Source organism: Nitratireductor alexandrii, from assembly GCF_004000215.1.
Lineage (GTDB): Bacteria > Pseudomonadota > Alphaproteobacteria > Rhizobiales > Rhizobiaceae > Mangrovimarina > Mangrovimarina alexandrii.
Map to the genome: position 1 here is coordinate 1 of NZ_RBVY01000005.1, position 12,764 is coordinate 12,764.

12 protein-coding genes and 2 tRNA genes are annotated in these 12,764 nt (G+C 63.8%); 7 read left to right on the plus strand and 7 right to left on the minus strand.

What is annotated here, in order from left to right; genetic code table 11:
* Positions 1-159: 159 nt before the first annotated feature.
* The 3 genes from EP380_RS12225 to EP380_RS12235 all read right to left on the minus strand — a co-directional run bounded on the left by EP380_RS12225 (position 160) and on the right by EP380_RS12235 (position 737).
* Positions 160-444 carry a hypothetical protein gene (locus tag EP380_RS12225; RefSeq protein ID WP_106571816.1) on the minus strand — a complete coding sequence of 95 codons (285 nt, stop codon included), beginning with the start codon at positions 442-444 and terminating at the stop codon, positions 160-162.
* A 110-nt stretch (positions 445-554) separates the two neighbouring features.
* Positions 555-628, minus strand: a tRNA-Gly gene (locus EP380_RS12230).
* 24 nt (positions 629-652) lie between these two features.
* Positions 653-737, minus strand: a tRNA-Tyr gene (locus tag EP380_RS12235).
* Between the two features lie 238 nt (positions 738-975).
* Between EP380_RS12235 and EP380_RS12240 the strand changes: the two genes are divergently transcribed.
* The 3 genes from EP380_RS12240 to EP380_RS12250 all read left to right on the plus strand — a co-directional run bounded on the left by EP380_RS12240 (position 976) and on the right by EP380_RS12250 (position 5,326).
* Positions 976-1,830, plus strand: coding sequence for a TrmH family RNA methyltransferase (locus EP380_RS12240; protein WP_127598829.1), 855 nt, complete (start codon positions 976-978; stop codon positions 1,828-1,830).
* Between the two features lie 290 nt (positions 1,831-2,120).
* Positions 2,121-3,134, plus strand: coding sequence for a hypothetical protein (locus EP380_RS12245; RefSeq protein WP_127598830.1), 1,014 nt, complete (start codon positions 2,121-2,123; stop codon positions 3,132-3,134).
* Between the two features lie 146 nt (positions 3,135-3,280).
* The gene (locus EP380_RS12250) at positions 3,281-5,326 is read left to right on the plus strand and encodes a LamG domain-containing protein (RefSeq protein ID WP_127598831.1); all 2,046 of its coding nucleotides are present in this window, start codon (positions 3,281-3,283) and stop codon (positions 5,324-5,326) included.
* A gap of 57 nt (positions 5,327-5,383) precedes the next feature.
* Here EP380_RS12250 and EP380_RS12255 read toward each other — a convergent pair whose 3' ends face one another.
* Positions 5,384-6,157, minus strand: coding sequence for a GGDEF domain-containing protein (locus tag EP380_RS12255; protein ID WP_127598832.1), 774 nt, complete (start codon positions 6,155-6,157; stop codon positions 5,384-5,386).
* 212 nt (positions 6,158-6,369) lie between these two features.
* Between EP380_RS12255 and EP380_RS12260 the strand changes: the two genes are divergently transcribed.
* Both EP380_RS12260 and EP380_RS12265 read left to right on the plus strand, forming a co-directional pair.
* Complete coding sequence (locus EP380_RS12260) at positions 6,370-6,558, plus strand: hypothetical protein (RefSeq protein WP_127598833.1); 189 nt, start codon at positions 6,370-6,372, stop codon at positions 6,556-6,558.
* 264 nt (positions 6,559-6,822) lie between these two features.
* Entirely contained in the window at positions 6,823-7,239 is a 417-nt protein-coding gene (locus EP380_RS12265) for a hypothetical protein (RefSeq protein WP_127598834.1), read from the plus strand.
* Positions 7,240-7,460: 221 nt separating this feature from the next.
* Here the strand turns inward: EP380_RS12265 and EP380_RS23995 are convergent, their stop codons facing one another.
* Positions 7,461-8,264 carry a LuxR C-terminal-related transcriptional regulator gene (locus tag EP380_RS23995; protein WP_127598835.1) on the minus strand — a complete coding sequence of 268 codons (804 nt, stop codon included), beginning with the start codon at positions 8,262-8,264 and terminating at the stop codon, positions 7,461-7,463.
* Between EP380_RS23995 and EP380_RS12275 the strand changes: the two genes are divergently transcribed.
* Complete coding sequence (locus EP380_RS12275) at positions 8,151-10,085, plus strand: sensor histidine kinase (RefSeq protein WP_420845860.1); 1,935 nt, start codon at positions 8,151-8,153, stop codon at positions 10,083-10,085. The two genes, EP380_RS23995 and EP380_RS12275, sit on opposite strands and share 114 nt — an antisense overlap.
* Positions 10,086-10,214: 129 nt before the next feature.
* The gene (locus tag EP380_RS12280) at positions 10,215-10,505 is read left to right on the plus strand and encodes a hypothetical protein (protein ID WP_127598837.1); all 291 of its coding nucleotides are present in this window, start codon (positions 10,215-10,217) and stop codon (positions 10,503-10,505) included.
* Between the two features lie 66 nt (positions 10,506-10,571).
* Here the strand turns inward: EP380_RS12280 and EP380_RS12285 are convergent, their stop codons facing one another.
* Entirely contained in the window at positions 10,572-11,369 is a 798-nt protein-coding gene (locus EP380_RS12285; RefSeq protein WP_106571807.1) for a tetratricopeptide repeat protein, read from the minus strand.
* A 335-nt stretch (positions 11,370-11,704) separates the two neighbouring features.
* On the minus strand, positions 11,705-12,637 hold the full coding sequence (locus EP380_RS12290) for a TerC family protein (RefSeq protein WP_106571806.1): 933 nt from the start codon (positions 12,635-12,637) through the stop codon (positions 11,705-11,707).
* Positions 12,638-12,764: the final 127 nt, after the last annotated feature.

A 12,764-nucleotide genomic window follows, 5' to 3' on the forward strand; every position in this document is an offset into this window, starting at 1 on the left:
TTCACATGAGGCTTATTACGCTCGAATTTACCTTTTGCCATCGTCTCTTTCCCTGGCGATCAGAACTGGAATTCGGTTCGGATTGGGGGCGATTAGCGACAAAGGCCGCAAAAGACAAGGGCGAAATGGGCCCGGGCCGCCTTGCGCCCGGGCCGTTGCTCAATTGTTTTCGGGCGCGGTTTCGGCCTCGAAGGCCAAACGGGCCACCTGGAAGAAAAGCCACAGCGTCGGCACCGCGACCAGCACCGACAACACGGTGAGCACGGTCGCAGGCAAATGCAGCAGGGAGGCCAGCGAATACACGGTCACGACCTCGACCGTCGCCATCTGGCTGCAGATCAGGATGGTGACCGCCAAAAAACCGGCCAGGCTCGACGCGGTGATCACCCGACATTTGCGCAAATCGGCCCCGCTCGCGGCCGGCGCATCATTCTCGTTCGTCATCTCTCGGCAACCTCGAAGAAAAACCGCCCAATGCGGGCGACCCGGATTGCCGCGCCGCGATTGCGGCTTTTCCAAGACCGGCAATTTCTGAAGGGTCGATCGTCGCGGTTTGGAGCGGGTAGCGGGAATCGAACCCGCATATTCAGCTTGGAAGGCTGCTGCTCTACCATTGAGCTATACCCGCGGTCGTCAGGCTTCCGGTGGGCGGTGGTGGAGGGGGCTGGATTCGAACCAGCGTAGGCATAGCCAACGGATTTACAGTCCGTCTCCTTTAACCACTCGGACACCCCTCCGTCGCTGTGCCGGAGCCTGGAACGCGGGTTTTACCGCGCCTCCGGGAACGTCATTGCCGTCCCCGAATTCCGCGAAGCGCCTTATGGCGGGATGGCCTGGCGGTGTCAACCGAAACGTCGCCCGAAAATCACCCCACACCCGACCCCTGCGACAAGAACCGGCACTTGCGCCCCGAACGGGGCGATTTGACCGCATGCAGCCATAGCCGCGCGACCGCGGGGACGGTATAGAGGCCGCATGACCGACGATGAGAAAACCGGCTCCGCCAAAGACACCCATTTCGCCCGGCTGCGCCGCGCCCACCGCGACCGCAAGGCCGGCGGCGCCCCGCCGCGTGCCCGCCCCGGCGCCGACATGCCCGCAACGGCGGCGCCGGAAGGCCATGTCTATCTCTATGGCCTGCATACCGTGCGCGCCGCGATCGACAATCCCGGCCGGACCCTCCACAAATTACTGGCAACGCGCAACGCGCTCGCCCGGCTGGAGATCGCCGACCCCGACGCCCTGCCCTTCGACGTCGAGCTGGTCGAACCGCGCGCGATCGACAAGATCGCCGGCGGCGACGCGGTCCATCAGGGCGTGCTTTTGGACACTGAACCGCTCATTCCCAAGCCGCTCTCGGCGCTCGGCGACACGCCGCTGGTCGTGGCGCTCGATCAGGTCACCGATCCGCACAATGTCGGCGCGATCCTGCGCACTGCGGTCGCCTTCGGCGCCGGCGCGGTGATCACCACCGCGCGCCACAGCCCGTCCGAATCCGGCGTGCTGGCCAAATCCGCCTCCGGCGCGCTCGAGCACATCGACCTGATTGCGGTGCGCAATCTCGCTTCAGGGCTGGAAGCGCTACACCAGGCCGGCTTTTTCACCGTCGGTCTGGATTCCGAAGGCCCCGACGAGCTGGAAGTCAGCCTCGAGGGCGCGCGCATCGCCCTGGTGCTCGGCGCCGAGGGCAAGGGCCTGCGGCAAAAGACGCGGGCAACCGTGAACCGGCTTGCCCGGCTGACCATGCCCGGGCCGATCCACTCCCTCAATGTCTCCAACGCGGCGGCGATATCGCTTTACGCCGCCCGACGCCACCTCGGCAAAAACTAGCATCGGCCGCAACGACCGCCGGCGCGGCGGCGCCCACGCCCGCCCTCGCCCGCCGCCTTGACCTCGCAACACGCAAAAATTGCAGTCCCGCACCAAGATTCGTTTTTTGGTTGCGGGGAGACGGCTTTTCGTGCACGCTCTCGAACGCGCAACCTATGAGAGAGAATGGCCCGGCTCCGCCTTGCGGTCCATACCATCCGTCGCCCCGGCAACGAGCGACGGCGCGAGACGTCGTGTCCCGGCCGAAGGCGGTGAACAGACCGTACAAACGCGCGAACCGGGAGGCTTTCATGACGCAATATGACGACATTTTCATGCGCGACGCGCTCGACGACACCGGACAGATCCCGTCGGGCGTCCGCACCGCCTATCACTCGCCGGACATCATCCCATGGGGCAACGAGACGGTGAGCGACCCGCAGACATACTTCGTCAACAATTATGACCAGAACCCCGGCAAGAACCTGATCGCCAACGAGATCAACTACATCTACACGCGCGGAAAAAACCTCGCCGGCGGCGCCGCCAACGGCCAAATTTATCTCTATTGGGTGAAATCGAGCCTTTTGTCGCAGCCGAGCGAATGGCGCAACAACAAGGTCCCGACGGCCACGCCCGGCCAGAACTACTCCAATGTCAGCGCCAGCCAGGCCAATCAGATCGTGGTCGGGGAATCGGCCTTTCAGTGGTCGGTGCCCGCCCCGCCGTCGGGCTATCACTACTGCCTGGTCTCCCAGGTGGTGACCGCCGCCAATCCCAATCCAATTCCCGACGATTTCAACTCGACCGGCGGTTTCGTCGGCTGGGTCGTCGACAATCCCGGCATCGCCTGGCGCAACGTTTCGGTGCTGTCGAACGCCTCGCCGCCGAGCTACCAAGTCACCACCGCTTTCCAGAACCTGGACGACACCGAGGAGCTTTACGCGTTCACCGTCGAGGCGCGCAATCTGCCGCAGGGCACGACGGTCAGCCTGGTCTGTTCCGAGACCGGCCCCACCCCGCCGATCAACTCCTCCGGTACCGTCACCCAGCAAAATCCCTGGTATCTTTATACCGAAAACAGCCTGCCGGCGCATTTCTCGTCCGGCCTGGTGACGACGGTGCGCCTGCCCAGCGGTCAGTCCTGGCCGCCCGACGCGACCATCGACATCACCTATAACCGCATCGTCGGCTCCCGCGACCAGGAGATCCTGATCCGCCACGCCAAGACCCCCGCCGAGATGGGACTGCCGGAAGAGCTGCATGAAAGGGTCAGCGGCACGATGGTGCGGCTGGGCACCTACAACATCGTCGTCGATTCGTGACTGCCGCGCGCCGGCCACGGCGCGCCGATGAACCGACGGGCGCGCGCTAAGCGCCCGTCTTTCGCATCAACCGGTTATGCGCGCGGGATCCCTGCGGTCGGCGCAGGCGCATTACACGGGGACCCGCGCCCCAGGAGGCAGCAGCCATGACCTATACGCCCCCCGCGGAACAATCCGTCACGCTTTCCCTCAACGCGGAAGCCTATGTCAATCTCGGCACCGACATCGGCATCGACTTCACCAACCGCTCAGCCTTCACTATCGAGGGCTGGTTCAAGTTCAACGGGCTGTGTCCCGATTCGACTTTGTTCGAAAAGCCCGGCCAGTTCGCCTTCAAGACCCGCGGACAAAAGGTTTCCGCCAGCTTCGTCGGCCAACCGATGCCGCTGGAGACCGACGACATCCTCGACACAGAGACCGATTTCCACGTCGCCGTCACCTTTGACGGCCAGACCTTGTCGCTCTACGTCAACGGCCTGTTGCGCGTGCAGTCCTCGTTCTCCTTCACCCCGCCGCCGGCGAACCAGAACCCGGCCGTGATCGGTCGCGACCTCCAGGCCTATTGCCACTATGTGCGGCTGTGGTCGGTCGCCCGCCAGCAGGACGAGATCTATGCCAATGAGTGGACCTACCTGACCAGCGGCACCGGCCTGCAGGCGGCCTACGCCTTTTACGACTATCCCGCCAGGGACGTCTCGCCCAACAACCGTTCGCTGACGTTGATGAACGGCGCACGCTCCGAAGCGACCGCGCCGTGCCTGCTTTATGCCGGCACCGCCTATTGCCAGCCGCTCCAGGACACCGACGTCAACCCCGGCGGCGGCGGCACCGACGACTACACCATTTTGGCCTGGATCCGGCTGCAGGATCTCGGCACCCAGCAGGCCATCTTGTGCAATGGCGACCTGAATCAGGAAAGCGGGATCGTGCTTTATGTCGACACTGACGGTACGGTGGTGGGCCGTCGTGGCAGCACGTCGGGCGCCAGCGTCACCTCCGGTTCGACCAAGCTGCAGCCGAATTTATGGTACTCGATCGGCTATACCTATGCCTACGATAGCGGTAGCGGCAACGGCACGCAGACCCTCTATGTCAACGGCGTTGCGGCCGGCAACGGCACCGCGGGCGCCATCACCGCGCTGGCTCAGGGCGACATCATCCTCGGCGCGGCCGACGACAGCGCGACCGCCAATCAGCTCATGAACATGAACGGCTACATGCAGTTCCTGAGCGTGTGGAACACCGCCCTGGCACAGGCCGACATCCAGCAATGGATGTATCACGACCCGACCACGGAAACGTCCTGTCTGGCCAACTACAATTTCTCCACCCCGCCGCTGGCGCAGGATCTCGTCGACGGCAATCCGATGGCGCTGGTGCGCGGCGCTGATCTCGTGGTGCTGCGCACCATTCCCGTAGCCGACGGCGCCACCCATCAGGACGTGCTGCACCGGCTGTCGCCGCCGCGCCCGCAGAAACGCTTTTCCAATGCCCGCATGGTCGGCATGCCCGAACCAACGGAACCCTACCGTCCGGCCGAGATGCCGAATGCCGACAACACCCGCGCCTGGGTCGAGCACTTCGTCAGGCAATTGCCGAACAACCTGCCGCACGGCGAGCACGAACGGCTGCGACGCGACTTCCAGACGGCGGTCGACGATGCGATAGCCAATCCCGAACCGGCCTTCCAGGTCCTGCACGAAATCGACGGCGACGATCACGTGCTCGTGCTCGTCAATGAGCACGGCCACGAGGAAATCTTCCGCGCCGCGCGCGACGAGCTCGACGACTGCACGGTATGGAAGGTCCGGCTGATCGTGACGGTGCTGATCGGCGTCTACACCGTGTTCGGCCCGATCATCCGCGCCGGCCCGGTCACCAACTGGCTCGGCGAGCGCATCAACACGGTCGGCTTCTGGCCACAGGTAAGCGCCATCTTCAATGCCGGCGTCACGCCCAACAGTTTTCTGCAGATGATGCGGCTGCTCTACGAGTTCGGCTGGATCACCACCGTGGGCAAGCTGATGCTGGCCCAGCTGAGCTGGTGGGACGTGGCCGTCATCGGACTGCGCGTGGCCTCGTTGCTGGTGCCGGGCGCGGCCGCCCTTCAGGTCGCTTACTTCCTGGCCAAGGTGGTCTACTCGGTCGCTTCGGTGGTCAATGTCTGGAACGATCGCCCGGCCGGCTGCTGACCCGGCAGCATTTCGACCGGCCCGCCGCATGGCGGGCCGGCCACGCGCCGCCTGCGCTCAGACGAGCCGCACGTCCTGTTCGGCCAGGGCGCCGAGCGCGCCGATTTCCACGCGGTTGCGGCCGGCATGCTTGGCCGCGTAAAGCCTCCGGTCGGCGCTTCGATAAAGCTGCGAAAACGTCGCCGGCGGCATGAAGGTCACCCCGCCAATGCTCAACGACAATTCATGCCGTTCGCCGGCCGGCCTGAACTCCGCCGCCTGCACGGCGGTTCGAATGCGCTCGGCTATCGCCATCGACTGGTGCAGGTCGAGGCCGGGCAAGAAGACACCGAACTCCTCGCCGCCGATACGGGCCACGAGATCGAGGTCGCGCACGCTGGAGCGGATCACCTGGGCGATCAGCCTGAGCGCATCGTCGCCGCTTTCGTGGCCGAACCGGTCGTTCACGGTCTTGAAGCGGTCGACGTCGAGAATGAGCAGCGCTCCGTTGCCCGGCTCGCGGACTTCGTCGAACCGGCTGAGATAGCCGTCGACGAGAGATGAAAACGCCCTGCGATTGAGACAATCGGTGAGCGAATCCGTCGACGCGACGGTGAGCAGTTCGCGATGCGCCAGCGACAGTTCGCGCAGCTTGCTCAGCAGAAAGAAGAAGAACGGCGGTGCCACCAAGGCCGGAATGATCAGATTGTTGACCCAGCGCTCGCCCAGCGCCCACCGCCCGCGTTCGAGCGAATAGCCGTCGAGGACGAAGGCAAGCAGCATGCACATCAGCGTGCCGAGTACGGTCAGCACATAGACCCTGCCCTTACCGGTTGGCGATAGATCGATCATGGCCTGCCAGTCGTTCGTTCACGGCCGACGACTGTAGCGACAAATCTTTAAGCGAAATTGTTCGGAAAGGCTCAAAATCGAGCATTCCGGCGCCCGGGCGACCGCACGCGGTCTCACGATGCGGTGAACGTCCGCAATCCGTCATCCGGGCGCCGCAAAAACGAACCGATTGGTTCCTATATGGTTAACCAGGACGCAAAGAGGCAAGGACCGTGAACGACATCACCCGGATGAAGACCCAGTCTCAGCCCGCGCGCTGGACGCCGTGGGGCGAAATCCCCGTCGCCACCCGGAGCGGCGCGGCGGGGCGGGATCGGCCGCAATCCAAGCGTTCGGTCGTGTCGCTCCGCGAGAGGATGGCGTGGCTGGAGCGCCTTACCCGCGGCCAACGCGCCTCCTGACGAGCCCGCGTCGCGGCCCTCGACAGGCCTGCCGGAAATTGTCGCTCGCCCGCAAACGACCAGACCGACCGCTCTTCCCGCCCGGCTCGCGGTCGGCCTCCGTCGTCGCCCGCTCCCCTGCCCGAAAACCGCGTCCGGGCCGCCGCGTACAACCCATAGTGCCCGTCGCCGTTCATTGGAGACTGCTCAATTAGGGGATTCGCCCTATGGCGGGCAGGATGCCGCAACGTCATGGTCGGCTCCTGTTTAATGAGGAGCTAAACCATGACGATTGAACGTTTGGGACGCCGAGCTTTCCTGGCCATGTTGGGTGGCATCGCGTTGGCGGGCTGCACCGTGACCCCGCCCGGCAATGGCATCGGCCCCGCGCCACAGCCACAGCCACAGCCCCAACCGCAACCCCAGCCGCAACCTCAGCCCCAACCCTCGGGCCCGACAATCCTGCTGCAGGCGAATTCCTTCTATAATGGCCGCGACAGCAGCGGCAAGAAGATCAGGGCGTTCGTGTCGCGCAGCGGCGAAATCATCCGCGTCGATTCCAAGACCGGCCGGAACTTTTCGCAGACCTACCGTTATCGCAGCGGCAACACGTATGGGGCCGGCCGCTATACGGTCAGGGTCACATCGCGCAAGAGTTTTGTGTGGAACGGACCGTTCGGCAGGGTGACGATGAACGACTGACCCGCCATCGTGCCCGAGCCCGCCGGAAAACACATCCCGGCGGGCCCGACAGTCTTTTGCCGACGGTTCGGAAAGGGAAGCGACGGTGAGCGGACGCCGCTCGAAGAGCGAAACGGCCTGGAAACTCTAGGATTTGCGCGTCAGGCCGATCGGCGCCCGCGGCAGCCTGTCGGCAAAAAGACTTTGCCCCTGATTTGATGCGATCACCTTCATGTTGCAGGCTACGGTTCGATGAGTCCATCGCGCATGGCGCGAACCAACAAGGTGGCGGTCGAATGCACCTCGAGTTTGCGCATCAGGTTCGTGCGATGGTTGTCCACCGTCTTGGCGCTTATGCCCAGATGTTCGGCGATACCATTGTTGGACAGTCCGCGCGCGATGCATTGCAGCACCTCCGTCTCGCGGTGCGTAAGACTGTCATTGGCCGCGCCTTCCTCGATATAGCGCCTGACGCCGGCCCCCACGACGGTGCGGCCGGCAACGATGTCGCGCAAGCCCTGGCACAGTTCCTCCACACTGCCGGATTTCAGGAAAAGCCCATCCGCACCGGCTCCGATCAGCCGCCGCAGGGTTTTGGCGGACGGGCTACCGGTCACGACGGCGATTTTCGTCTTCGGGCTCCAGCGCCGCGCCTCGAGCAACACTTCCAGCCCGGAAGCGCCCGGCATGACGAGATCGAGCACGGCGCAGTCGGGCGACAGGCGTTTGATCTGCGAAATCGCCTCGATGCCGTTGCCGGCCGTACCGACAACCTCGAATTCGGACAACGCGCCGATCGCGGAGCGTGTGCCGCCGACTGTCAGCGCATGATCATCGGCAATGATGACGCTGATAGGAATGCCGCTCCTCCCCCAAACCCTTCTGAGCCCGTTTGTAAAAGGTTCAGCCTGCTGTTTTTGGCATGTTTCGCCATGCTGTGCCAATTGCCTGTCGCCCAAGCACAGGACCGCACGCTGGTGGTCGACGGGCCCGTGGACCCCGATACGGTCGGCAACTATATCGATCTTCTGCTCGACGCGGATCATTCGCTGACGATCGCCGAGGTCAAGGGCGAAAAACGCGACCTGTTTTCACCGATAACCACGCGGGTGCCCGACATGGGCTATTCCGACGCCATGATATGGCTGCGCCTGAGGGTGGAAAACGTCGACGCCGGAAACGCCGACTGGCGCCTGCACTTCAAGGAGAATTTCAAGCAGATTTTCCACGTCTATATCGTCGATGACAGCGGCCGGACGACCCACCCGCTGGCTCAGGATCGCGATTCGGCCTTTTCCACCCGTCCCGTCGCACACCCCGAAGTGGTGATCCCGCTCTCCCTGAAACAAGGCGAGGCGGCGACAGTCTATGTCCGTTTCTGGACCGAAGGGGCGACCTATCTGCCGCTCGCCATCGAAACCGCCGAGAGCTTCACCGAGGTCTCGACACGCCAGACCGCCAAGCAGTTCATCTATTACGGCATGATGGTGATCCTGATCGTAGCGGCACTTTTGGCCGGCATCGTGCTGCGCCACCCGATCTTCCCCGCCTATATCGCTTATTCCACCGCCACCTTGGTCTACATCATGCATGTCGACGGTGTCGCATTTCAGTATTTGTGGCCGAGTTTGCCGGCCTTCAACAGCTACGCCTCGGTCGTGGCGGGCGGCTCATATGCCATTTTCGGCGCGATCTACGCCCGGATATTTCTCAACACGGCCAAATACCACCGCGTCGTCGACAAGGCCTTGCTGGCCGTCATCACCGTCACGGCCACGATGATTGTGGCAGGCCTCTTCGTCGAGCCGCGGCTGATCAAGAAATACATGATCCTCGTCGTGCTGTTCGCCGTCACGCTGTTCACCGTTGCCGCGCTCCTGGCCGCCCGCAAGCGCTTCAAGCAGGTGCGCTTTTATGTCTTTGCCTGGCTGGGGGCGACGGCTTCGGCCACACTGATGATGACGCGCCACTGGTTCGGGATCGATATCTCGCAGGAGTTTCAGCACGACAGTATGCGCATGGTGATGATCTTCGATGCCGTCATGATGGGCCTGGCGATCGTCGATCGCTATCATCAGTTGCGCGAAGAACGCCAAAAAGCCCTGCGGGCGAGCCTGGAGCAGGCCCGGCGCAATCTCGACATGAACACGCGTTTGCGCAATCTGGAGGCGCGCTACGAGTTGGCGCTGGAAACCACGGCCAGACACAAGGAGCACATCGAAAACACGGTTCACGACATCCGTCAGCCGCTGCACGCGCTCCGCCTGGCCGTGCAGGGTGTGATGAGCGACGACAAGGCCGGACCGCCGCGGAATTACGCCGACATCTACGACAGTTTCGACTATCTCGAAGCGCTCGTCGCCGATCACCTCAAGGGACCGGCTGGCCGACGTCCCGACGAAACCGGCGACGAGATCGATCTCGGCGAAATCCTGCGCAGCGTCCACGAGATGTTCGTGCCCGACGCCGAAACCAAGGGGCTTCGCTTCCGCTTCGTCGAAACGAGCCTCGTCAGCCCCATTGCCCCCCTGGCCGTGATGCGGATCGTCTCCAACCTGGTGTCCAACGCGATCAAATACACCCCCTCAGGCAAGTTGCTTCTGGGTGTGCGACGACTGCAGAATGCATGCCGCATCGAACTGCACGACACCGGCCCCGGACTGACGGCCGAAAGGTTCCAGAAAGCCTGCCAGCGCGGAACGCGGCTGGACAGCGCCTTCGCCGTCAGCGACGGCAAAGGCCACGGTCTGGCGATCGTGGTCGAACTGGCCGAGCGCTACGGCTACAAATTCGAACTGCTGAGCACCGGCGCCTCCGGCACGGCCCTGGGTGTGACGATCCCGTTTCCGCACATCCAGGCCGGGTGACGGCGCACGCCCTGCCCCGCCGAAGGTCGCCCCAAGCCGGTCGGCAGCTTTCGGCGCTATTCTCCGGTTATGGTCCGGCCACCGGCCGCGAATTTGTGAAACCCGCCTTTCGTGCTAGCCTGCGCCGTCATGAAGCTGCTGCGCACCTGGCTCGCCGCTGCGGCGCTGCTGGCCGCGGGGCCGGCATTCGCCGAGCCGGAATGCACGTGTCTTGCCAACGGCACTCGTTACGCAGAAGGGTCGGTGGTCTGCATTCGACTGCCGAGCGGATCCTGGCTGGCCCGCTGCGGCAAGGTGTTGAACAACACGTCGTGGCAAAAGGTCCAGGACGGCTGTCCGACCACCCTGCTTACACCCGAAAAGGCCGGCCCGCCGCCCGCCTTGCGGGATACGGCATCGCAATCGTCCGAGGGCGAGTGAAAGCACCCGGCGCTGAAGGCCGCCGCACTCCCGTGCCGGAGCGTCGTTTGACGGTGAAGCGGGCGCCTACCGGCCGAGCCCCTTGCGGATGATGTCCTGGGAAAGCGCGATCGCGGTGCGCCGATCGGATTCGCCGGCCAGCGAGAACGCCTCTTCCTGCATGCCGCGAATCCAGCTCTGGTCGCCCGGAGCCGCGCGCTCGAGCGCGGCCGTCATCATCGCCAGCCCCTTCACGACCTTACCGCTTTGAAAAAGCAGATTGCCGAGCGTGGCCTGCGCGCCGGCATGTCCCTTCTCGGCCGCAAGCTGCAGCCAGCGCCCGGCCTGGCGGACGCTGGAGCGTACGCCTTCCCCGGCTAGAAACATCTTGCCGATCTCGTACTGGGCGTTGGGATTGCGGTAATTGGCGGCCGCGCGCATATAATATTCCTGCGCGGCGGCCGGGTTCGGCTTGATCGGCGTGCCGGGTATACCACGGCGCAGATACCCGCCGACCGCCACCAGCGCATCCGAAATGTAGCTTTCCTCCGGACTGCCCGGCGCCACGTCCTGGCGCACGATTTCGCTGAATGCCTTGAAGGCCTCGTAATCGTTGCGCGCGACCCCGTCGCCCTCGGCATACATGCGCGCCAACTTCCAGCGCGCCCCGAGTTGGCCCTTTTCGGCCGCGTAGCGATAGGCCTCGATCGCCTCTTCCTTGTGGCCCTGCTTGTAGGCGGAAAAGCCCAGCCGGAACACGGCCCAGGGGCTGGTGTCCTTTTCCCGCATCGTGTTCGGATCGAGCGCGAGGGCGCCTCCGACGCTTCCGCATACCACCACAAACGCACTGACAAGGACCGGAACGGCCCGATTGGTAATCAGCATGACAAAAAGGTTCTTTTGTTTCTTGCAAGCGACCCGGTCCGCGCCGCGGCCGACACCGGACCGCGCCCGGCGGCAAAGCAAAAACTGTCCTCGACGGTCTTCTTGGCGTCCATCTGCGTCCTCGCCACCTCTTGGCAGCGCTTGCCGCCTCTGGTTAGGGCGGGCGTTTCGACACCATAGGAGTTGCGATCCGTTTATGGCGGGATCGGGGCAAGCCGTCCGCCAACGCCGGTATACATCAAAGCTTGTTGAGAGAGTGTTGCCGAAACGCCACAAAGCGGACCGCCGAAGGGTGGAGGTCAAACACTCCGCGCTTCGGCCCGGTTCCGCGCCGCTCAGCCGCGCGCTTCGCCGCCCTTGTTCTCGCGCGTGAGCACCGAGGCCACCACCGATCCGACGATCAGCATGGCTGTCACGATCAGCGCCGCCGTGGCCGGGATTTCATAAAAATGCGCCACCAGCATTTTTGCGCCGATGAAGATCAGCACCAGCGACAATCCGGTCTTGAGGTGATGGAATTCGCGCATCATCCCGGCCAGCACGAAGAACAGCGCCCGCAATCCCATGATGGCGAACACGTTTGAGGAAAAGACGATGAAGGGATCGTTGGACACGGCCAGCACGGCCGGGATCGAATCGACGGCGAAGACCAGGTCGGTCACCTCGACGGTGGCCAGCACCACGAAAAGCGGCGTCATGAACATGAGGCCGCCGCGCCGCACGAAAAACCGCGCGCCCTGATATTCGTCGGTCACGCGCCCGGTCCGCTTGAGCAGTTTCACCACCCGGCTTTCGCCCGGGTCGATCATGTCGTCGCCGCACATCATCATCTTGTAGCCGGAAAAGACCAGCAGCGCCCCCAGCGCCATGCCGACGACGAAGAACTGATCGACCAGCTTCACGCCCGGAACGATCAGCGACAGCCGCATCACGATGGCCCCGACAATGCCGTAGAACAGAACCCGGTATTGCGCCTCTGGCGGCACCCGGAAATAGGAAAAAATCAATGCGATCACAAAGATATTGTCGAGCGACAAGGCCTGTTCGACCAGGTATCCGGTCAGGAACTCCGACCCGCGCTGGGCGCCGGCGAAATAGAACAGGCCGGCGGCGAAGATCATCGCCAGCGACACGTAGCCGGCAACGGTAAACCCGGCCTCGCGCGCCGAGATCACATGATCGCGGCGGTGCAGGACAAAAAGATCGAAGAACAGAATCAACGCGACGAAGGCCAGAAATCCGGGCCAGAGCCACTCGTGGTGAAGCATCGGAAAGGCTGCGCGTTGCGCCGCGTGAGCGCGTTTGTCGTCGGTCCGACATCACAGGCAACGCCTTGCCTGCCAGAGGGGCCCGGCCCGTGTGACTGCCCTTATGTGCGCTCAACCAGCTGTTTTT